Here is a 20,678-nt window from a genome sequence, read left to right as displayed (position 1 = left end):
TATCCCTCCAGTATACCTATAATGACTTGGACCAAAAAGTGATGCCGTATCCGTTGTCCGCGAATACTACCCACCCTGTTACATTCTTCATATAGCGCAACATTCCTGCCTCTATTTCGCATGATTCGTGCTTTTTTGAACTTATGCCGCTAACTTGGTAAAGTGTATATATAGAGTAGAGAGAAAGGGTGTAGCGAGAACATGTCAGAACTTGTCGTTCAAACGAAAGGCGGGCATATTCAAGGCAGTTCGGAAAACGGAGTACGTGTATGGAAGGGGATCCCTTATGCGAACCCCCCGGTAGGCCCGCTTCGATTCCGTGCTCCTGTTCCCCCCGATTCATGGGACGGGATAAAAGATACCACCGCCTTCAGCCCCATGTGCCTTCAGCCAATAGAATCCACGTCAAGCATGCTTGGCGGAGGAGTGGCCAAAACGGTGTCCGAGGATTGTCTCTACCTCAATGTGTGGGCACCCCTGAATACGCCAGCGGAGCCGCTGCCCGTCATGGTATGGATTCACGGGGGCACTTTCATCACGGGCTCCGGCAGTTTGCCAAGCTATAACGGTACATCTTTCGTACTCAGAGGCGATGTGATTGTGGTAACCATCAATTACCGTCTGGGTCCGCTAGGCTTTCTCCATCTCTCCCCATACGGCGAATCCTTTGCCTCTAATACCGGTTTATTGGACCAGATTGCGGCCCTGCAATGGGTACGGGATCATATCGCGGCCTTCGGCGGCGACCCCAAACGGGTCACGGTATTCGGAGAGTCGGCCGGCAGCATGAGCATTGCAGCTTTACTTGCAATGCCGGCAGCCAAAGGGTTGTTTCAGCGAGCCATCATGGAAAGCGGTGCTGCCCAGGTGATGGCTCCGGAGCAGGCACAGATGATAACGGCTGGTTTGCTTAAAGAGCTGGACATAACGCCTGATAAGGCCCATCAACTTGAATCCCTCACAGGTGAGCAAATATTCGAAGCCGGGGAACGGCTGAAGAAACGAATCGGTCCCGGCGTCAGCATGATCTTCCAACCAGTGCTGGAACCCCACACGCTGCCTCATGATCCGCTGCAGGCTATTCAATCGGGCTGGGCGAAGGACGTGCCAATCCTGATCGGAACGAATCTCGATGAAGGCGCCTTGTTCTTCCGGCCGGACATGCCGCTTGTGAAGGAGGACGATCTTGTCCGCACCGTTGAAATGATGACCGGCATCCAGGATGCTGCGCCTATCACCAAAGAATATCCGTACAGCATCGACGGACATGCCCAGATTATGACCGACCTGTATTTCTGGCGCTCGGCCCTGCAGTTCGCTTCCGCTCAGAGCAAGCACACGCCGGTATGGATGTACCGATTCGATTGGACGCTGCCGAATCATCCGGTTCTCGGCAAAGCGATGCACGCACTGGAAATACCGTTTGTATTCAACACGCTGGGGCTGTTTCAGAACATCGGTGTGCAAGTCGATGCCGCCACACAAGCCCTTTCCGACCGAATGCAGGATGCTTGGATTGCATTTGCGCGCAATGGCTCACCGGATACGGAGGCACTGCCGTGGCCTGCTTATGATCTGGCATCACGTTCAACGATGATATTCAACAACGACAGCAGGATCATCGAGGATCCGGATGCGGAGAAGCGGGAAATGCTGCAATTATAAAATGAACAAGTGACGGCGACACCGTCAGTCTTTGGGGCGGCTGGCCAACTCCAGAAGACCCGTCCAAATAGAAACAAAGCTGGATAAAAGCCAAGTAAGGCTGTCCCTATCATGCAGAATGGTCTGCTTGAGGAGACAGCCTTATTTCATTGCATGTCGATCCTTAATTTACGAATAGGGATCCCTGTTCATTATAGGCATGGAGCAGCGTGTACCGACTGTTTCGAACCTTGTGGGCTTCACTCAGGCTCCGCTTCAGCAATTCGCTCTTGATCGGAAGCTCCGATACCCCGGCTGGTCCGCCAACCGAGCGCATCAGATCGGCCAGCTCTACCGGTTCCGGGATTTGCATTATTTGCGATCGGATTTCGTTCCAATGCTGCGTGATCCGAAGTTCAGTGTCATTCGCACCTACAGAGGCGCTTCTGTACATCTCAAGCCCCTGTTCCCCAAGACGGTGATACAGCTTCGAGATTTCCACGCAAGCGGCACCCACCTTGGCACCGTGCAGCAGCTGCTTCTCCCCTAGCCGGATAAACTCCATCTCCCAATAGTGGGACAGATGATGCTCCGAGCCTGAAGCCGGATGGGATTGACCGAACAGCAGCATGGCTAAGCCCGATTCAACGAGCGCACCCATTAAGATGCGTACACCCTCCTCGGTTCGCTTCCCAATCTGCTCGACCCCGTTCACGCATTGGTTGAGCGCGGATCGCGTAATATCCGCCGAAATTTGCAAATAGGGTTCATCAGCCACCAGGCTGCCGAATTTCCAGTCGAACAGGGACGTGTACTTGCCCAGCATATCCCCGAACCCGGCCGCGGTAAGCTGCGGGGGAGCCGACATGAGAATATCGACATCCGCAAAAATCGCGCTCGGTCCAATAGCTGGAATCGTCTTCTTCTCACCCCGTATAATGATGGGCGCTCCCTTGGAATTAAATCCATCCACCGAAGCGGCCGTGGGTACCGAGATGAATGGGATACCCGCGGTATAAGCAGCGTACCGGCTAATATCGTGAATCGTTCCCCCACCTACCGCAAGCACCGCCTTCGCCCTGCTTTGCTGGATATCCAGTATGACCTGAATCAGGGAAACCTCATCCGCGATAACATCTCCCTTCCGGTCAGGAAGAAGCTTGGTAACTTGGACCTCAATCGAGGATTTCGTAAGCAGGTTCGCAAGCGGCTGGCCCGCTATGTCATAAGTATTGCCGTCTACGACCATCACCACCGAGGTCCACTGTTTTGTCTCAAGGTAACCCGCGACCTCGCGTAGAGCTCCGTACTGAATCTGAATCGACTCCACTTCGTCCAGATTCGAAAGCTGCCTAGCAGGTAAATGCGCCGCAAAACTTCGGATATTCGATAAAATGGAGGTCATATCCGCGTGCCCTTCTTTCCGATCATCGCCAGCGCCGGAAGGGGGTTATTGCAGGTCATGCCGGTAACCCCGCATTCCAGCGAATAGCGGACACCCTCCTCATCGTCCGGGCAATAGCTCCAGACCAGCAGCCCCTGTTCCTGGAACCGGGCAACGAGCTCTGGCGTAAGCAGCGACATCTCTACGCCGATTGCCCACATCTTGGAGTAGGTTCCATCCTCCTCGAAGACAAATCGGGACATTTTCTCACCCGGGAAGCCCTGTGTCTTCAGACCATGCGTATCATGAATATGCGTCAGAACTTCTGCATCGAAACAGGTGAATACACAGCGCGGCAGGTACCCGTATTGGTTCAGCACATCAACCGCCAGGTCTGCGGTTTCTTTGGCATCAGGGCTTGGCTTAATTTCCACGTTGCACAGAACTTCGGGATATTCCCGGAGCAGCATGCATAGCTCCGCAAGCGTCGGGATCTTCAATCCTTCAAACTCCCGAGCGAACCAGCCGCCCGCATCCAAAGCCTTCAACTCCGCAAGCGTGTAATCCCTTACCTCGCCGGCGCCATTGGTCGTACGCTGAACGGTTGCATCATGGATAACCACCACTTCATTATCACGCGTCAGCCGGAGATCAAACTCCAGCATATCTACGCCTAACTCCAGCGCCTTGCGAAAGGCCAGCAGTGTATTTTCAGGATAAGCTGATTTATACCCGCGGTGTGCAGCCACCATCGTACAGGATGGTTCCCGTAGTCGTTCGATCATATGTCCTGCCACTCCTTTACCAGTTGTTATTGGGCCAAAATCCGTTCCGTTTCTTTCTTGAAGGTATCCAGCGTAGCCGGAATATCCTTGCTGTCGTACATGATCGCTTCCATAGCCGAGAAGAACTCATGCATAATCTCCGGCCATGCCACGTCCTTATTGGTATCGACGGCAAATTCCAGCTGATCATAAGCGACTTTGCGGTTCGGTTCTTTGGCCCACAGCTCTTGGATCTGCTCCGACTCCACCATCTTCTTCGTGAATGGCAGGTAGCCAGATTGCAAAATAAATTCAAGACCGCCTTCCTCTTCCATCTCCATCCACCGGATGAATTCCCATGCCGCTTCCTTGTTCTTGGAAGAGGACAGCATCGTCACATTCGCGCCTCCGGTCGGATTCGCATACACTTCGTCCTTAGGCAGGAACGCTGTGACGTAATCGAAATCCACCGCGCTGGACAACCCGCCAATCGATCCCGTAGATTGATACATCATTCCGACCTTGCCTTCCACAAACATGCTGTTCACAATGTTGCCGGAATCCTGAGCCGGCGGATAATACAAGGCGCCTGTGCTCTGCAGGTCTTTAAGGTAAGCGAACATCTTGGCGCCGACACCGTTATCCCCGAAGCCGATCGACGTATTGTCATCATTGAAGAAAGTGCCGCCCGCCTGCGAGATCATGGCAATCGGATACCAAGTGTCATAGGGCATCGTAACGCCGTATCGCTTATACTCGCTGCCTTCCTTGACTACAAGCGCATTTGCGACCTCCTTCAGCTCCTCCCATGTGGTCGGAATTTGCAGCCCCTGCTCATCCAGCAATGTTTTGTTCACATGCAGAATCGGGGTGGAACGGTTCAGCGGCAGCGATACCAATTGGTCATTGAAGACGGAGTGTCCCATCAGTCCCGGCGTAAAGTCATCGGCGCTGATGCCAGAGCCTTCAAGATAAGGCGTCAGATCCTCAAGCACTTCCGAATCTGCGAACATCTGAACATAGGCTCGCTCCAGCATGCTGACATCCGGACCGGTATCGGAGGCTATCGCCTGCTGCAGCTTGGTTACCGTCTCGTCATAACTCCCCTGAAAGGTGCCTACCACTTCGATATCCTCATGGGATGCATTAAAGCGCTGAATGAGTGCATCCATGTATTCCCCGTTCTTGCCTCCCAACGAGTGCCAGAACTGAACTGTAGTTTCCCCTTTGTCTCCGGACGGGGCTTCGGCTCCCCCGCTTCCCGGCGCTTTGCCCGTATCACCGGAAGTTCCCCCACCACCACACGCGGCAAGCAAACTGAATAACATAATGACGGATAGCAGTGTATACCATTTGGATTTCATATGACTCATTCCTCCATTAATCATTCGATTATGAATTGCCGAACCCTGTTATTTCCTGGAATTATTTAATACCTGAATAAACAAAAGCCTTCACGATGTGCTTCGAGCAGAATACATACACAAGCAGGATGGGCACCACAAGAATCACATTGCCGGCCATGATGATATGCCAGTTGCTGATACCCTCGGTCTCCCTTAGCATGGCGATCCCCAGGGTCAGCGGCCGGACGGCAGCTGAATCGGTCATGACGAGCGGCCAGAAATAGTCATTCCAGTGACTGACAAAGCTGAACAGCGCGATGGTCGCAAGTGCCGGCTTCGACATGGGAACCATGATTTTCCGAATGATTTTGAATTCGCTCGCATTATCAAGACGGGCCGCTTCAATGATTTCCTCCGGAATCTGCATGAAGTACTGCCTCAGCAGGAAGATGCCGAAGGCATTCGAGATGAACGGGATGATCTGCGGCAGCAGGGTTTTGACTAATCCCCAATCCGCCATCATCAGATAGACCGGTATGAACGTAACCTGACCCGGGATCATGAATGCCAGAAGGATCATGCCGAACAGCAGCGTTTTTCCCGGAAACTTATACTTCGCAAATGCATAGGCAGCCGGGATCATGATCAGAAACTGCAGAACGATGATGGATCCGGTAACGACAACCGAGTTCCTGAAATAGGTAAGAAAAGGACCTGCATTCATCGCCTCCGCGAAGTTGCCCCATTTCGGCGAGGCCGGAAACCACGTCGGTGGAAACGTCATCGTTTCCCGGAATGTCTGGAGTGATGTGGAGATCATCCACAGAAACGGAAAGATGAAAATCATGAGCACTGCGGCCTTCAGTAAATAGCCAAGCGCCGTCCATACGATTTTTAAATCAAAGGTCTTCAAACTGTGCCTCCTTTCTGCATGGCCAAAGCCTTATTGATAATGGACCTTCTTGGACAGTAGCCGGAAATAGATGAACGTAAGCAGTCCGATAATGGCCATGAGCACGACGCCTGTCGCAGCCGAATAACCGATGTTGGTCGTTCGGAAGCCGTATATGTAATACACAAGCGTGGTCGTTGCATTATTCGGTCCTCCGCCTGTCATCACCTGAACGGTATCAAATACTTTGAAGGAACCGATCGTCATGATGATCAGGATAAAAAACAGCTGCGGCGAAATCATCGGCAATGTGATTTTATAAAACACCTTGAACCTGCTGGCATTATCCAGCGCCGCCGCTTCATAAATGCTTGGCGATATGCTCTGCAGGGCCGCAACGATAATCAGGGTGTAATAACCGATGGCCTGCCAGACCGATACGATAATGACGGATATCAATGCGGTCTTGGAGCTTTGCAGCCATGCGGACGGCGGGAGCCCCACCAGCTTGAACAGATAATTGAGAAGTCCTTGATTCGGCTCCATCAGCCACAGCCAGACCAGCGAGATCGATACAATGGAAACGACGTGCGGTGTGAAAATCCCAGCCTGAACGACCGAATTGAAACGGCCCTTCTTGTTCAGCCACACCGCAATCAACAGGGACAGCAGCATGGTTAGAATCACGACGCCGACTGTATAGATGGAAGTGTTCCATAACGCTTTGTAGAAATCCCCGCGACCCAGAATCTGGGTGAAATTGTCCAGTCCGACAAACTTGCTCTTATCCTTGTTCATCAGGTTGTATTTGAACAGGCTTAAGTAAATCAGATAACCTACCGGATACATCACAAACAGCATGATACCCGCCATGGCCGGCGCGATTAGCACATAGGGCCTGATCCCTTCCCAAATCCGCTTCTTATCCATGAGCCAGCCCTCTCAGCCGCTCCATAAACTCCCTATAGCGGATGTCCTGCTCTGCGACCCGCTTCTCATCCGCCCCGAAGAAAAACAATTTATCCGCCGGCACGCCGAGATATACCTCCTGATCGACATGAAATTTGTCATCCTGGCACTTCACCATGAAGGCCTGGCCCTCCATCGTCCTTACCTGATAAATTGTCTCGGAGCCCAGCATTTCGCGCGTGATGATCTCACCCTTGGTCGTATAATGAAACGACTCCGGTTCTGTGCCGATCACAACGCTCTCCGGACGGAATCCAAATGTAGTGCGGTCGTCGCCCAGCGGCGCAATGTTCATGGGAGGAACCCCGATAAACTGGGCCGCAAACAGATTGCTAGGCTCGCGGTACACCACCTCAGGTTGCGCTTCCTGCTGAATGACGCCTTTGTTCATAAGCACGATGGTATCTGCCATCGACATCGCCTCGATTTGGTCATGGGTCACATAGACAAAGGTCGTTCCCAGCTTCTTGTGCAGTTCAATCAGCTCGATCCGCATCTGAACCCTCAGCTTGGCATCCAAATTGGACAGCGGCTCATCCATCAGGAATACGGACGGATCCTTAACCATCGCCCGGGCCAAAGCCACTCGCTGCCGTTGTCCGCCAGACAAGGTAGAAGGCTTACGATCCAAGTAATCGTTCAGTCCCACGGTTGCCCCTATGGTCTCCACCAGACGTGTGCGTTCTGCTTTGGGAACCTTGTTGTTCACGAGACCAAACTCGATATTCTCGCGAACCGACATCGTTGGGTAGATTGCGTAATTCTGAAACACCATGGCCACGCCGCGCTTCCCCGGTGCAATTCGCGTAACATCCTTGCCATTGATAAGAACGGAACCGGAGGTTTGAGGGTCAATGCCTGCAATCATCCTTAAGAGCGTTGTTTTTCCACATCCTGACGGACCGACCAGCACGGTGAATTTTCCGTCTTCGATGGTAAGATCCAGGTCCTGGATAACGGTTTGACGATCAAACGACTTGCTTACTTTCACAAATTCAATGGATGCCAAGAGCGATCCCCCTCACGAAAGTGTAATGATGTTGTCATGACAAGCAAAAATCAATGAATCCATAAAAATGAAATCCCTTACATACACCTGATAATAAGTACGCATCAAATGCACATGTAATGATCACTTTTGTTCATTTTTATTTAATTCGATTGTAGATGTGCAATATTAGGAGAGTGTTAGACCTTCGTACGGATTTTGTAAATTCGCTTCGTATCAAGGGATTTAACATGGAATTAACATAATGCGAGTACACTAATAAGACATGGAATCCTTAAGCATAAAAGAGCAAAAATGCGCATTGTATGTACAAACGCACCTAAACTGCTCATTGTCCATTCAGGAAGGGAGAAATTATCGATTGCTGGCACATGAACGAAAGAAAAGGATCATTGATTACGTAAGGCAATACCGAACAGCAACGGTTGCTGCGCTGGCATCGGAATTCGGTGTTCACACGGCCACCATTCGCCGTGATTTGGCGGAGATTGAACAGGAAGGCGCTTTGAAGCGCACACATGGCGGGGTCATCATGGAGCAATGGACGCATAACGAGCCATCCTTTAATGAGCGAACCAACTTTCACCGGGACGAGAAAATACGCATCGGTCAGCTTGCGGCTTCGCTTGTGGAAGACGGGGAGAATATCATCATTGATTCGGGAACAACCACCCTTCATATTGCGACGCATCTTGTGCACCGCTCGGACATTACGGTCATTACGAACGATATGAACGTTGCTGTTGAGCTCCGCGATGCTCCGGGTATCAAAGTCATTCTGACCGGCGGGGAGCTGTACCCCTCGAGCTATATGCTAAACGGCATGTTTACCGACCATGTACTGAAATCCCTGCATGTCGAGAAAGCGTTCATTGGTACCCCTGCCTTGCATCCTCAGCATGGCCTCATGCACCCGGAGGCGCTGCTCGTCCCGGCCAAACAGAATATGATTCAAGCCGCCGGCGAAATTGTCGTGGTCACCGACCACAGCAAGATTGGCAAGCTGTCTCTGCACACAGTCGCTCCCAACAGCGCCATACATACCCTCGTCACCGGCACTGAGGCTTCCGACTCGGATATCAAGCCGTTTCAGGAACGAGGCATTACCGTGTACAGGGTTTGAGGCTTGCGCTCTTTGTATACCTTGGCATACCATTGCATACCTTTGCATACCTTACGTACCATTGCGTACCCTTGGCATACCTAAACATCCTTCTTACAGAAAACACAAAGGGCACCCCTAGGGGTGCCCTGATAACGCTGCGGCTTGCTGGCAGCTTATTTATTTCTATTCCACTGCTATGTTTACCATCCAAGTGACAACAAGCTCATGCTGCCTTTAACTCTCAAGGATAACTCTTCTACTACCATTAAGACTAGTTGGGGAGCTGACTTCGATTCCCCCCGCTTAGACCAAAAGGGCAATATGCAGAAATTCACTGTACGTCCAAAAATACGATCGTCATATCATTCAATATGTTCAAAACTCAACTTGTTCTTTGGTGTGAGGACTTCCTTACGGACTCAGAATACCTTATTTCATAGAAAACAGCCCTTTTAGTAATTTTAGCGGACCCAGCAAACCTTATTTGCTGTTTTAATCGGTGTTTGCTCCCGTAATTCTCATAATAGCGGACCTGGAGTCCGGTACATTGTGAAAAATCGGGTTATGATCTTAAATAACGGAACTAGGGTCCGTTAAAGTTGACGAAGGCCATGAAATCATCGAATGAAGAACATCGACAGTCAGGGAACCCACAACATTTCGATAGGTACTTCCAAGAGCCACCAGGGTCAATGCGTAGCCGACGGGAGCTATTTCCTCTACACATATTAATGAACCCCACTCTCCCATTCCTTCCTCGGCGGCTTAAAAAAAGATCCGGCAGTCATATGACGCCGGATCCTCGCACACTATTCGATTAAGGGATGACTTTCCAAACATCGGCAGATCCAGGAGTTTCGCCTTGAGTCCACCATTTTGCCTCATAGTTCACGCCGTTGTAGCTGACTTTGCTGCCACCTAAGTAAACGGCTGTTGCATTCCATGCCGGATAGGTCGTTGTGCTTCCGGATGTTGATACGGAAAGGGGAGCGGATGCTGATGATTTGCTGCCCGTACTGCTTACGGCTACCACAGTATACGTGTAGGACGTTCCTTCGGCTAACCCCGTATTGGTATAGGAGGTTGTAGTAGATGTGCCCACTAGGGATCCGTCACGGTAGATTTCGTAACTGGAAGCACCTGTGGAAGCTGCCCATGCCAAGGAAACACTGTTGTTGGTTTGGGATGGGGAAGTAAGTCCTGTCGGTGCCGGTACGCCTGGGTTCGGAGTTCCGCCGCCACCGCCAAAGTCCACATCGATAACGTTATAGAAAGCGTTAGCTGTGTCAGCTACTTCCCATACCGCCAGAATGACATGGTAACCGGATTTAGCAGGAACGTTACAAGTAGATGCATAGTTTGTCGGAGGTTTTACACCGCCGTAGTCAATGGAGCAGAAAGGCGTCAGATCAAACGAAGCTCTGCTCAGTGGAGCATTTTGATCCCAGCCGTCTTTTGTAATATAGTATTTCCAGCTTGCCGTCACATGATTGGCTGTCAAATGCCATTGGAACGTTGTGGTTCCCGGGGAAATGCTTACTTTGCTCCAGCGAGTTGCGGATTGCTCGTCAAGTTTAGGGAACGCGCCGCCTGCACTGGCGATTTTGCCATCGGCAGGACCTGCATTCGGCCAGCCTTTAGGGGCTTCCAAGCTTTGAGGCTCATACACGATTGCGCCGCAATCGGTATTTTGCCCCTGCTTACACAGAATGGCGCGGCTGCCTGGAGAATCGACATACCCGTGGGCAAAAGCTTTATCCGCAAATAAAACCATGAATAAGGTCATCACTAACATCGTGGAACCGGCAATGATTAGATGCTTGAGCCAAGCTTTGTTCGGCAAACTTAAAGTCATACAATTAATCCTCCTTTAATATAAAAGATAATAAATAAAGCGTTTACACAACCTCCGGCTGTTCAGTCCACCTCCTTTCTTCGATACAGTAGTTACCCTCTTAACTTGACTAGATAACTTGACTGAACTTGGAAATCTTCCACAATCATCGTCCAAGCTTTACCAGTACTATAATTATTTTAAAGCATCTGGAAGCCTTATCCCATAATACTAATCAACGATTTGTTACACATTTCAACGAAATTGGATAAATATGTAACGCAAAATGTTATGAAAGTACACTGAATTTGCTGAAAACAATCAAAAAAACAAAATATAAAAAAGCAAGAATCCCTGTGGATTCTTGCTTTCATCCAAACTTTTTATCCGTTCTGTTCGGCAGAACGACTCCTATTCCACGCCGTCCTTAAAATGCTTCGTATAATGTTTATCCCCTTTGTGCTCCAAATCCTCAATCGTAAGCTCCAAGGTATGCACAATTTGTTCCTTGACCTGATTCAAGGTGTCGAAATAAACATGTTCCTCCGTCCCCACAATGCGTGTCCCACTGAGTGCCTGAACAGCCTGGTAGACCCGGTGCTGTTCGGCCAAATCATCAACGGCTTTCAACGTATGTTTCATCTGAAGGAACAGGTCCTTATGATGCTGGGTCGTCAAACGCTTTTCAAGCTCCTCGATTCTGGCATTCATGGCAGCTCTCTCCTTCACAATAAGATGCTTTCGATTATACTTCCCTGGCATTCGCATTTCCAATAAATTCTTCTTATATATATCACGGTTTCTTTCCAATGAAACAGGAAATTGACCACTGCTCAGCGAACTATGATAACGTTAACATTTTGCACAGCTACATACACTCAGAAGGACGAAATCGATCAAACATTTGGAGGTAGCAATGGAAAACAACGGACTCGGAGGAAAAAGCATTATCCTCAGACTAGAAATGAATACACAAGAAATCAAATTCGGTCAAGTTGCATCCGCCATATTTGAGGCGGGGGGAGACATGGTCGCCATCGACGTCATTCAGGCGAGCGGCCACATTACCGTACGCGATATTACTATTACGGTTACGGACAGCGTGGATATCGGTAAAATTACTAATTCAGTGAAAAATCTAAAGGGCGTCCGGCTCGTCAACGTTTCGGACCGTACCTTCCTGCTGCATCTCGGCGGCAAGATCGAAACCCAGCCCAAAATCCCAATCCAAAACCGTGATGACCTGTCGCGCGTCTATACGCCAGATGTTGCCCGCGTATGTGCAGCCATCCAAGAGGACCCGAAAAAAGCCTTTACGCTTACAATTAAAAGAAATACGGTGGCCGTCATCTCGGACGGAAGCGCCGTACTCGGTTTGGGCAACATCGGTCCTTATGCGGCCATGCCGGTCATGGAAGGAAAGTCGATGCTCTTCAAACAGTTTGCAGGAGTAGACTCCTTTCCGATCTGCCTGGATACCCAGGATACCGAAGAGATTATTGCCTGCATCAAAGCAATGGCTCCGGCTTTTGGCGGCATTAACCTGGAGGATATCTCCTCACCGCGCTGCTTCGAGATTGAACAACGACTGCGGGATGAGCTGGACATTCCCGTGTTTCACGATGACCAGCACGGCACGGCGGTGGTTCTGTATGCGGCACTGATCAATTCGTTGAAAATTGTCGGGAAATCGATCGATAACATTAGGGTCGTGGTATGTGGAATCGGTGCTGCGGGCGTAGCATGCAGCAAAATCCTCCTGTCAGCCGGTGTCAAGGACATCATTGGCGTAGACCGCGAGGGTGCACTGGTTGGCGGACATGCATATAGCAATAGTATGTGGCAATGGTACGCAGAGCATACGAACCCGAATAAAGTCGAAGGTTCCTTGCGTGAAGTGATCCAAGGTGCCGACGTGTTCATCGGCCTCTCTGCCGGCGGCCTGCTCCGCCGTGAGGACGTACAAGCCATGGCCGATCAACCGATCGTATTCGCAATGGCAAACCCTACGCCCGAGATCAAACCGGAAGAGGTCGAGGATATTGTAGGCGTCATCGCAACCGGACGTTCGGATTATCCGAACCAGATTAATAACGTCCTCTGTTTCCCGGGTATTTTCCGTGCGGCCTTGGACTGCAGAGCGACCACGATTAATGAGGAGATGAAGCTGGCTGCAGCCGAAGCCATTGCATCCGCCGTATCGGACGAAGAACGCAACCCGTCGTATATTATTCCAAGCGTGTTCAACCAGAACGTCGTGAAAGCCATTCGGGAGCTTGTCGTGAAAGCAGCTGTCAAAACCGGCGTTGCCCGGAGAATTCCGCGTGAATAAGAAATCCCTCATTCGGAAGTTCAATAAACAGGCAGCGATATATGAAAGGAACACCAGGCAACGGAGGCTCGGTGAATGGAGACAGCGGCTGCTTCAGGATGTAGAGGGTGACGTGCTTGAGGTAGCTGTTGGTGCCGGCGCGAATTTCCCATTTTATCATCGCGATAAGGTGAACGTAACGGCTGTCGATTTCAGTCCCGAGATGCTAAGCCGTGCGCGGCGGATGGCCTCCGAGCTTGGCATTCGGGCCAGTTTCCTGGAACGGGATATCGAGACGCTGGAGCTGCCGGAACGTTCCTATGATTGCGTTGTATCCACCCTGTCGCTATGCGGCTATGAGGATCCGGTCAAAGCCTTGAATAAAATCAACCGCTGGGCCAAACCCGGCGGCCGCATTTATTTATTGGAGCATGGCATGAGCACGAATCGGCTCCTTGGCGCCATGCAGCATCTGATCAACCCCGCAGCACGGCGGATATCCGGCTGTCATTATAATAGGGACATGATCCAGATCGCGAATGCCTCGGAACTGAATATCATGAAGACGGAGCGCTATTGGAACGGCATCGTCCATCTAATCTGGGCACAAGCAACTTGATCCATTCATTGATTTTGACCTGTCTGCATAATTTTAATGTAAGCTCTTATTAATTGATCTGGAGGAACTTGTTATGAATACAAGGCCTGATTCTAATGAATATTTGCTCCTCGCCGAAAAATACGTCTCTCTTGTCCCCGAAGGCCATATTGCTGAGGTATTGCAGCGGCAGCATGATGAAACGTTGAGATCGCTCAGCGATCTGACGGAAGAACAAGCGAATGTTCGTTATGCGGAAGGGAAATGGAGTCTAAAACAGGTGGTCGGACACATCGCCGATGTAGAGCGCTTATGGAACTACCGCATTCTCTACATCGCGCGTGGGGATGCCCGTGAATTTTCGGGATACGACCGGGAGATTTTTGTCCAGAATTCTCCTTTCAGCCATCTCCCGTTACGGGAAGCCCTTAAGGATTATGCTGCCGTCAGGCAGTCTACCATTACACTGGTTGGAAGCTTGACGGAGGAAGCTCTGCTGCGTCAAGGTACATTCAACAATTACCCGCTCTCCGCCCGGGCAGCCGCCTATGTCATAGCTGGGCATGAGCTTCATCACCTGAATATTCTGCGGGATAAATATTTAACGTAGTTTATGAAGATTGCTTAGCAAGGGTCTAATATTGCTTATTCTTAACAAAATGGGGGTGTCCATAAAGATCTTAGATCTGACGGGATCCCCCTTTTTCTGTTAGGAGACGCTCCGTGTACGAATCGTTTCGTCCTTTCCGCTAGAAATACAAAAGGAGACCGTTTCTTGGTAAAATGGAAGTGCGACCCACCAACTCATTCTTGTATGATGTAAAGGTTGGCAGCGCAAGCTGTCTTAACTCCAATTCCATACCTCGATCCGGCCCAAACGGAACTCCCAAAATTCCTGCTCCTCCTTCAGCTTCTCCAACTCCCGCACAGGTCCGGTAACGGTCGCTCCGTAAACTTGAACTCCATTTTTCTTCAAGTAGGCCAGCCGGCGTTTGTCATCATCCACACCGTTATATTTGATATTGTTGGTCATCCATTCAACGTCGGCGATCAGTTGCTGCACATGATCCGTTATCCCGTCATCCTGTGAGAAGAAAGTATGCCAACTTGAAAGAAAATGATTATCGCTAAACTGAACCTTGGGCCTCAATGTGAGATGTGGGATCGTGTAATCTGCGCCGCTAGAGCTATAAGTACCCAGCTTGAAATCCTTCAGTTCTCCTGCAAAAACAGCCATACTGGTTGCTTTAACGTCATAGTCCGACAAGAGCTCCAAGACCTCCTCCGGTGACCTAAGCGTTCGAAGCGAGAAGAATAATTCCGCTACGTTTCCGTCTTCAAGTCTCCCTAACTGGTTCATTGCACCAGTAGGGTGAGGATCGTCTTTAATCTCCCTACCCTCCAGCAGCGCAGAGTTCAGGATATAAGGATTTCTTTCCTCACGATTCAAATAAGGATTCAGTTCCTCAATAGAATACGTCAGTTTTCCCCCTAATTGCTTCTTCGCGTGAAGCTCTCCGACAATTACCTGCCATTCCCCCACATTCTTATACACTTTCAGATTTGTCTTCTGAGTGAGGAAGGGCGTCACTTCACCCAAAGGCGAGCTTCGTTTATCTACTATAAGTCCACTCTCATGCAATTCAACCGTTGTCATGACAGACCTTAAGAATTTATCGTTCAGGCCGGATTGTTCATGATATATGTAGGCGGCTGAATAATACATGCCATAAATCAAAAATACCATCAACGCAGCTGATAAAATTTTCGCAAACAGCCTCAAGGGCGTTCGCCAGATCATCCGATTCATCACTTTTGTATCCATCTCCTCTTTACCTTCTCATGTAGACAACGGTTTAATCGCGCAAATGTTACGGTAGAACAAGAAAAATCGCTACAGCAGCTAAAAACACGCAGCTACTGTAACGATTCCATATCACACAAAATTCTATATTATTTCGCTTCAGTGGATGGGGTGTTGTGTCCATCCCAGCATTCCACATCCTGCAGCCCTTTGATGCTGTCCTTGGTGAAGACAGGGTTCACGCCAGCCCGCTTCTGCTTCAAGTAATCTTGAAGCGCTGCAAAGGCCGTTCGGGAAAGCAGCGTGATGGCCACAAGATTCACAATCACCATCAATCCCATGAACAGGTCGGCCAAATCCCACACCAGCTTCACGCTGGTAACGGAGCCGAAGATGACCATGGCCAGCACACAAGCCCGATAGGCCCATATCCATGCCCGATTCGACTTCAAAAATTCAATATTGGTTTCACCGTAATAATAATTGCCAATCAGCGTGCTAAACGCAAACAGGAAGACCATGATCGCCAGGAAGTCGGACGCCCATGCCCCCATCTCCATGCCCAGCGCAGCCTGAGTCAGGGCAATTCCATCAAGTCCGGTCTGCTGGTAGGCACCGGTAAAAAGAATAATGAAGGCGGTACTTGTACATATGACCAGCGTATCAATCATTACGCCCAGCGCCTGCACCAGCCCTTGCTTGGCAGGATGGCTTGTTGTTGCGGTAGCCGCTGCGTTAGGTGCGCTCCCCATGCCGGCTTCGTTGGAGAACAGCCCTCTTTTGATTCCGTTCATGAGAGCGGCACCGATCGATCCGCCAACGACCTGCTCATAGCCGAACGCGCTTTTGACAATAAGAGCAAAAACTTCCGGCAGCTTAGTGATGTTGGCTAATACGATAAACAGCGCGGCACCGACATACACCACCGCCAATACGACAACGATCAGCTCCGACATCTTGGCAATCCGCTTCACGCCGCCAAAGATAATAACGGCGAAGATAACCGCCATGATAATTCCGAGGGTTAAACGGTCGGTTCCGAATGAATTCTCGAAAGCAATTGTAATCGTGTTGGACTGGACGGCATTAAAGACAAGCCCGAAGGACAAGGTGATCAGGATCGCAAACAATACGCCCATCCACCGTTTCTTCAATCCTTGCTGCATGTAATAAGCGGGACCGCCGCGATAACCGCCCGCCCCATCTTTTACTTTATAGATCTGAGCCAGCGTACTCTCGATAAAGCTGGATGCCGAACCGATAAGCGCAATAATCCACATCCAGAATACGGCCCCAGGTCCCCCAAGCGAGATGGCCAGAGCAACCCCGGTTATATTCCCTGTCCCGACACGGGCAGCCATACTGATGGCAAATGCCTGAAAAGGCGAAATGCTGCCTTTACTCTTGGGTTCGCGGATTACCCGGAACATCTCACCGATCAGGCGAAACTGCAGAAACTTGGTCCCTACCGTGAAATACAGGCCAACGGCAATCAGCAATACGATGAGCAGCTTAGACCATAAAAAATCATTAAAGATATTCACTACATGCTGTACAATTTGATCCATAATCTACCCTCGCTATAGAAGTCATCACCCATGGTGTAGGTTTTTGTGTACAATAGTCCACGTTTCATCTAACCATTACTTCCCCTTCAAACACAAGAGGTTAATTGTGGAAAATGCTGCACTCTAACTGGGCGGTGACCTCATTTCTTATTCGCGGCGATTCTTTGTTGATCTCAAGGTGGGGTTTTTGGACATTCATATAAGAAAAGACCCTCTTCTCTGCGTGTTAAAACGCAGGGAAAGGGTCCTGTCATAATGCTAAGGCTGCCTACCTACCACCAGCCTTTCTATGATGAAGAGTTCATGCCCGTGTAGATCAGAATCGCATCGCGGAGGAATGCTGCCGTTCCGGGCTGCTTCTCATCGTAATGAGCGGTAAAACGCTCGTCAACATACATCTGGGCGAGGCCTACGTGGGCCTCTTTACTGTAATCGTTCCAATAATAGGTGAGCCAGCGCTTGTGAAGATCGGCCGCCTTCTGGGCCAGCTCACTAGCAGGATTTATCATAGTAAATCTGGACGTCTGAGTAATACACGGCATAAATAAAAAGAACCATCAACACAGCCGACAAAGCATACACAATCAGCCTCACCCTCGTCCGCCAGATCATCCTATTCATCACTCTGCATCCATCTCCTCTCCCCCTTCTCATTTAGACAACGGGCGATCCCGCAAATGTTACGATAAAATCAAAAAAATCGTTACAGCAGCTGCAACACGTGCAACCGTAACGATTCCACATTCATTATATATCATGCGCATCAGAGGATGGATTGTGTAACATAGGGGACTACTGCCTTTGTATGATGTAAATATTATACAAAGGCAGTGGCGGTTCACTTCCTGAATCATTTACCTCCCCTGTAACAAATAGAGGAGTACAATACAGGAGGCTCTTATTAAAAAGGAGTATAAGATAGACTGGCGCTGAATGAAAGTTGGGTAATATCAGCTGCTGAGGGATCAGTCTCAGCAAGCGTCCTTACACGAATACCAATACGATCACCCTCAGCGACTACCAATGATCCCCCAACATTTCTATTCGTTGCGGTACGGAAACCGGTTGGGTTACCAGGTGTAATGACCGTATTCGGAGCTCCGAATCTAACCGAACTAGTCAGCGAAGTCGTCACGTAAGGTGAAGAACTATGATCAATGCCATTATTAGGAACTGAAGGTGCGCGGAATACTGTAAAATCATATTGAAGACCGAGAGTATTTATAGAAACCTCAGAAGCAACCAATAAATCTACACTTATTTGTAAATCTTGAACGGTGCCCGCAAAGGGAATTGGGAAAGCAAAACCACCTGCTTCGGGTGGCATAGTTGATTCTCCAGAAGCGTTAATAACTTCAACCGTGCTACTACCAAAACCCATTAAAATTGGAGCAGCCGATACTACTTCAGCTCCAACGAGGATGATACCCGTTGAAAATGGAATTAATCCTCCACCTCCTGCTGGCCCTGCTGGCCCTGCTGCTCCTGTTGCACCCGCAGCTCCTGCTGGTCCTGCTGGTCCTGCTGGTCCTGCTGGTCCTGCTGGTCCTGCTGGTCCTGCTGGTCCTGCTGGTCCTACTGGCCCTACTGGCCCTGCTGGTCCTACTGGCCCTGCTGGCCCTGCTGGTCCTGCTGGCCCTGTAAGTCCTGCGGGTCCAATTGCTCCTGCAATCCCTGCAAGTCCTTCGGGTCCAATTGCTCCTGCAATCCCTGCAAGTCCTTCGGGTCCAATTGCTCCTGCAATTCCTGCAAGTCCTGCGGGTCCAATTGCTCCTGCAATTCCTGCAAGTCCTGCGGGTCCAATTGCTCCTGCAATCCCTTCAAGTCCTGCGGGTCCAATTGCTCCTGCAATCCCTGCAAGTCCTGCGGGTCCAAGTGCTCCTGCGATTCCTGCAAGTCCTGCGGGTCCAAGTGCCCCTGCAAGTCCCTCAGGTCCAGCTTCGCCAATTGCTCCTACAAGTCCTTCTAATCCAGCTGGTCCAAGTGCTCCTGCAAGTCCTGCGGGTCCAGCTGCTGCAATTGCTCCTCCAAGTTCTTGAAGCAATTGCGGTCCTTGGGGTCCTGGAGGTCCCGGAGGTCCCGGAGGTCCTGGAGGTCCTGGTGGACAATTACACCTTCCCATGGTCTCATCTCCCTGTTATCAAAAGTAATTTATCATATTAAAAGCTTAAAAAGGTAAACACGGCAAATACCTATCAACTGAAAATATAGGCAAATAGAGCACTACAATCGCTGATTTTCTGTTCACCTATGCTCTTGTCCCATAGCATTATGTCTCTGATGGCATTAGATAATACGAGATATCGAAGTCATGGGAGTGATGAGATTGGAGAATGGCCCTTTAATAGGTATTCTGGTAGCTAAAAGGAACAGCAGAAAAAGAATTTTGGAGCTTTATGAACGTTATCACAATCTAAACCTGAAACTTTACGCCTTTACACCGGCAGATATTCTTTGGGATGAACAACGTATTATTGGACTTAGCCTGAAAAAGGGCATATGGAAACAAAGTTCGTTCCCATTTCCTCATGTGGTCTATAACCGGTGTTTTAACAAAAAATTAATAACCATTCAACGACTAGAGAAGGCGATTGGTAGAAACAAATGTTTCAACAATATCAATTTTTTTAATAAATGGGATCTCTATAACCTATTACAACAGTCAGATCTTAAAGCTTATGTGCCGGACACATTTTTATATAATGAAGTGAATGTATCAGAACTATTAGAGAAATATAAACTACTATACATTAAGCCTTTATACGGATCTAAGGGGAAGTCTGTGTATCGGGTTGAACTAACGGATAATGGAGATATTCACATCTCTTTGCACAGCTTGGCTCCAAGATATATTTGCAGAAAAAACGAAAGCATTCAGGAAAAATTGGATAAACTTCTCGGACTAACGAAATACATGGTTCAGCAAGGGATCCATATGAGTCAATTTGATCATCAGTATTTTGATATCCGGGTCCTTGTTCAAAAAGATATTCTTGGAGAATGGACGGTTTCCATCATTACATGTAGAGTGGCTTATGAACATTACTTTAACACGAGTATGTGTGAAAGCATTTATGAAGTTTCAGAAATTCTTCCGCGATTATTTTCGCCGGAGAAAATGAATAAAATCCTCCGATCTCTGTATGAGGTAAGTGTAACGGCCGCACATGAAGCAGACATTCATATGGGTTCATTGGGAGAATTGAGCGTCGATTTTGTGTTAGACGAGCAAAGAGAGTTATGGATTATTGAACTTAACGGAAAACCCCAAAAAAATATATACAAAGACCTTAAAAGTATAAAACGCAAAATTTATAGTAGACCATTGGAATATGCTTATTATCTCTCTCAACCTTGAGAAATAATAAGTCTCTGTGAAATGCGCGATAAAATCTATCTGAAATACGAGGTCGTACATCAGTTTCCTCTGCTCTAAAGACAACTTGGCAT

The 20,678-nt window shown here is 49.3% G+C and carries 20 protein-coding genes and 1 pseudogene; 7 read left to right on the top strand and 14 right to left on the bottom strand.

Translation table 11 applies throughout. From position 1 onward, the window contains the following. Nucleotides 1-201 precede the first annotated feature (201 nt). Nucleotides 202-1,665, top strand: a complete 1,464-nt coding sequence (locus NYE54_RS04290; protein ID WP_339270285.1) for a carboxylesterase/lipase family protein — start codon at nucleotides 202-204, stop codon at nucleotides 1,663-1,665. A gap of 163 nt (nucleotides 1,666-1,828) precedes the next feature. On the opposite strand, the gene NYE54_RS04285 is transcribed toward NYE54_RS04290, so the two are convergent. From NYE54_RS04285 to NYE54_RS04260, 6 genes are all read right to left on the bottom strand, one after another. Then, complete coding sequence (locus NYE54_RS04285) at nucleotides 1,829-3,049, bottom strand: sn-glycerol-1-phosphate dehydrogenase (protein WP_339270283.1); 1,221 nt, start codon at nucleotides 3,047-3,049, stop codon at nucleotides 1,829-1,831. Beyond that, on the bottom strand, nucleotides 3,046-3,813 hold the full coding sequence (locus NYE54_RS04280) for a glycerophosphodiester phosphodiesterase family protein (RefSeq protein WP_339270281.1): 768 nt from the start codon (nucleotides 3,811-3,813) through the stop codon (nucleotides 3,046-3,048). The genes NYE54_RS04285 and NYE54_RS04280 overlap by 4 nt, the downstream gene beginning before the upstream one ends. A gap of 26 nt (nucleotides 3,814-3,839) precedes the next feature. After that, a complete protein-coding gene (locus tag NYE54_RS04275) occupies nucleotides 3,840-5,156 on the bottom strand; it encodes an ABC transporter substrate-binding protein (RefSeq protein WP_339270279.1) in 1,317 nt (438 codons plus the stop codon). Nucleotides 5,157-5,217: 61 nt separating this feature from the next. After that, nucleotides 5,218-6,051, bottom strand: coding sequence for a carbohydrate ABC transporter permease (locus tag NYE54_RS04270; RefSeq protein ID WP_339270277.1), 834 nt, complete (start codon nucleotides 6,049-6,051; stop codon nucleotides 5,218-5,220). A 30-nt stretch (nucleotides 6,052-6,081) separates the two neighbouring features. Then, entirely contained in the window at nucleotides 6,082-6,960 is an 879-nt protein-coding gene (locus NYE54_RS04265; protein WP_213647855.1) for a sugar ABC transporter permease, read from the bottom strand. After that, nucleotides 6,953-8,008 carry an ABC transporter ATP-binding protein gene (locus NYE54_RS04260; protein WP_339270274.1) on the bottom strand — a complete coding sequence of 352 codons (1,056 nt, stop codon included), beginning with the start codon at nucleotides 8,006-8,008 and terminating at the stop codon, nucleotides 6,953-6,955. The genes NYE54_RS04265 and NYE54_RS04260 overlap by 8 nt, the downstream gene beginning before the upstream one ends. 361 nt (nucleotides 8,009-8,369) lie before the next feature. On the opposite strand from NYE54_RS04260, the gene NYE54_RS04255 reads away from it, so the two are divergent. Next, a complete protein-coding gene (locus NYE54_RS04255) occupies nucleotides 8,370-9,131 on the top strand; it encodes a DeoR/GlpR family DNA-binding transcription regulator (RefSeq protein ID WP_071221931.1) in 762 nt (253 codons plus the stop codon). Nucleotides 9,132-9,930: 799 nt separating this feature from the next. Here NYE54_RS04255 and NYE54_RS04250 read toward each other — a convergent pair. Both NYE54_RS04250 and NYE54_RS04245 read right to left on the bottom strand, forming a co-directional pair. Then, a complete protein-coding gene (locus tag NYE54_RS04250) occupies nucleotides 9,931-10,968 on the bottom strand; it encodes a lytic polysaccharide monooxygenase (RefSeq protein WP_339270272.1) in 1,038 nt (345 codons plus the stop codon). A gap of 390 nt (nucleotides 10,969-11,358) precedes the next feature. Then, the gene (locus NYE54_RS04245) at nucleotides 11,359-11,658 is read right to left on the bottom strand and encodes a hypothetical protein (RefSeq protein ID WP_076325952.1); all 300 of its coding nucleotides are present in this window, start codon (nucleotides 11,656-11,658) and stop codon (nucleotides 11,359-11,361) included. Between the two features lie 205 nt (nucleotides 11,659-11,863). Here NYE54_RS04245 and NYE54_RS04240 point away from each other — a divergent pair, with 205 nt between their 5' ends. From NYE54_RS04240 to NYE54_RS04230, 3 genes are all read left to right on the top strand, one after another. Beyond that, on the top strand, nucleotides 11,864-13,279 hold the full coding sequence (locus tag NYE54_RS04240; protein ID WP_339270269.1) for an NAD-dependent malic enzyme: 1,416 nt from the start codon (nucleotides 11,864-11,866) through the stop codon (nucleotides 13,277-13,279). Continuing rightward, nucleotides 13,272-13,877: a class I SAM-dependent methyltransferase gene (locus NYE54_RS04235; RefSeq protein ID WP_339270267.1), complete on the top strand. Its 606-nt coding sequence runs from the start codon at nucleotides 13,272-13,274 to the stop codon at nucleotides 13,875-13,877. Before NYE54_RS04240 ends, NYE54_RS04235 begins: the two co-directional genes overlap by 8 nt. A 73-nt stretch (nucleotides 13,878-13,950) precedes the next feature. Further along, nucleotides 13,951-14,466 carry a DinB family protein gene (locus NYE54_RS04230; RefSeq protein WP_076325955.1) on the top strand — a complete coding sequence of 172 codons (516 nt, stop codon included), beginning with the start codon at nucleotides 13,951-13,953 and terminating at the stop codon, nucleotides 14,464-14,466. Nucleotides 14,467-14,700: 234 nt separating this feature from the next. Here NYE54_RS04230 and NYE54_RS04225 read toward each other — a convergent pair whose 3' ends face one another. The 4 genes and pseudogenes from NYE54_RS04225 to NYE54_RS04210 all read right to left on the bottom strand — a co-directional run bounded on the left by NYE54_RS04225 (nucleotide 14,701) and on the right by NYE54_RS04210 (nucleotide 18,555). Further along, a complete protein-coding gene (locus tag NYE54_RS04225) occupies nucleotides 14,701-15,681 on the bottom strand; it encodes an anti sigma factor C-terminal domain-containing protein (RefSeq protein ID WP_339270264.1) in 981 nt (326 codons plus the stop codon). Nucleotides 15,682-15,809: 128 nt separating this feature from the next. Continuing rightward, a complete protein-coding gene (locus NYE54_RS04220) occupies nucleotides 15,810-17,228 on the bottom strand; it encodes an alanine/glycine:cation symporter family protein (protein WP_339270263.1) in 1,419 nt (472 codons plus the stop codon). A gap of 287 nt (nucleotides 17,229-17,515) precedes the next feature. Continuing rightward, nucleotides 17,516-17,731, bottom strand: a pseudogene (locus NYE54_RS04215) (TipAS antibiotic-recognition domain-containing protein); the annotation flags it as partial. A gap of 398 nt (nucleotides 17,732-18,129) precedes the next feature. Then, entirely contained in the window at nucleotides 18,130-18,555 is a 426-nt protein-coding gene (locus NYE54_RS04210; RefSeq protein WP_053490059.1) for a hypothetical protein, read from the bottom strand. 104 nt (nucleotides 18,556-18,659) lie between these two features. Here NYE54_RS04210 and NYE54_RS04205 point away from each other — a divergent pair, with 104 nt between their 5' ends. Next, on the top strand, nucleotides 18,660-18,872 hold the full coding sequence (locus tag NYE54_RS04205; protein WP_339270260.1) for a hypothetical protein: 213 nt from the start codon (nucleotides 18,660-18,662) through the stop codon (nucleotides 18,870-18,872). Here NYE54_RS04205 and NYE54_RS04200 read toward each other — a convergent pair. Next, the gene (locus NYE54_RS04200; protein ID WP_339270258.1) at nucleotides 18,831-19,175 is read right to left on the bottom strand and encodes a hypothetical protein; all 345 of its coding nucleotides are present in this window, start codon (nucleotides 19,173-19,175) and stop codon (nucleotides 18,831-18,833) included. The genes NYE54_RS04205 and NYE54_RS04200 overlap by 42 nt on opposite strands. An 18-nt stretch (nucleotides 19,176-19,193) precedes the next feature. Further along, nucleotides 19,194-19,358: a hypothetical protein gene (locus NYE54_RS04195; RefSeq protein ID WP_339270257.1), complete on the bottom strand. Its 165-nt coding sequence runs from the start codon at nucleotides 19,356-19,358 to the stop codon at nucleotides 19,194-19,196. 190 nt (nucleotides 19,359-19,548) lie between these two features. On the opposite strand from NYE54_RS04195, the gene NYE54_RS04190 reads away from it, so the two are divergent. Next, nucleotides 19,549-20,586, top strand: a complete 1,038-nt coding sequence (locus NYE54_RS04190; protein ID WP_339273391.1) for a YheC/YheD family protein — start codon at nucleotides 19,549-19,551, stop codon at nucleotides 20,584-20,586. Nucleotides 20,587-20,678 lie beyond the last annotated feature (92 nt).

Source organism: Paenibacillus sp. FSL K6-1330 (assembly GCF_037976825.1).
Taxonomy (GTDB): Bacteria; Bacillota; Bacilli; order Paenibacillales; family Paenibacillaceae; genus Paenibacillus_AQ.
Note: the sequence above shows the minus strand (reverse complement) of the source record. Positions and strands in the feature narration are given on the sequence as shown.

What these genes read in the sequence shown, in the direction of transcription:
- NYE54_RS04195 (WP_339270257.1), bottom strand. Translation starts at nt 19,358, where the DNA reads ATGAGACCATGGGAAGGTGTAATTGTCCACCAGGACCTCCAGGACCTC.
- NYE54_RS04230 (WP_076325955.1), top strand. Translation starts at nt 13,951, where the DNA reads ATGAATACAAGGCCTGATTCTAATGAATATTTGCTCCTCGCCGAAAAA.
- NYE54_RS04190 (WP_339273391.1), top strand. Translation starts at nt 19,549, where the DNA reads ATGAGATTGGAGAATGGCCCTTTAATAGGTATTCTGGTAGCTAAAAGG.
- NYE54_RS04275 (WP_339270279.1), bottom strand. Translation starts at nt 5,156, where the DNA reads ATGAAATCCAAATGGTATACACTGCTATCCGTCATTATGTTATTCAGT.
- NYE54_RS04220 (WP_339270263.1), bottom strand. Translation starts at nt 17,228, where the DNA reads ATGGATCAAATTGTACAGCATGTAGTGAATATCTTTAATGATTTTTTA.
- NYE54_RS04250 (WP_339270272.1), bottom strand. Translation starts at nt 10,968, where the DNA reads ATGACTTTAAGTTTGCCGAACAAAGCTTGGCTCAAGCATCTAATCATT.
- NYE54_RS04225 (WP_339270264.1), bottom strand. Translation starts at nt 15,681, where the DNA reads ATGGATACAAAAGTGATGAATCGGATGATCTGGCGAACGCCCTTGAGG.
- NYE54_RS04280 (WP_339270281.1), bottom strand. Translation starts at nt 3,813, where the DNA reads ATGATCGAACGACTACGGGAACCATCCTGTACGATGGTGGCTGCACAC.
- NYE54_RS04210 (WP_053490059.1), bottom strand. Translation starts at nt 18,555, where the DNA reads ATGCCACCCGAAGCAGGTGGTTTTGCTTTCCCAATTCCCTTTGCGGGC.
- NYE54_RS04265 (WP_213647855.1), bottom strand. Translation starts at nt 6,960, where the DNA reads ATGGATAAGAAGCGGATTTGGGAAGGGATCAGGCCCTATGTGCTAATC.
- NYE54_RS04240 (WP_339270269.1), top strand. Translation starts at nt 11,864, where the DNA reads ATGGAAAACAACGGACTCGGAGGAAAAAGCATTATCCTCAGACTAGAA.
- NYE54_RS04245 (WP_076325952.1), bottom strand. Translation starts at nt 11,658, where the DNA reads ATGAATGCCAGAATCGAGGAGCTTGAAAAGCGTTTGACGACCCAGCAT.
- NYE54_RS04285 (WP_339270283.1), bottom strand. Translation starts at nt 3,049, where the DNA reads ATGACCTCCATTTTATCGAATATCCGAAGTTTTGCGGCGCATTTACCT.
- NYE54_RS04290 (WP_339270285.1), top strand. Translation starts at nt 202, where the DNA reads ATGTCAGAACTTGTCGTTCAAACGAAAGGCGGGCATATTCAAGGCAGT.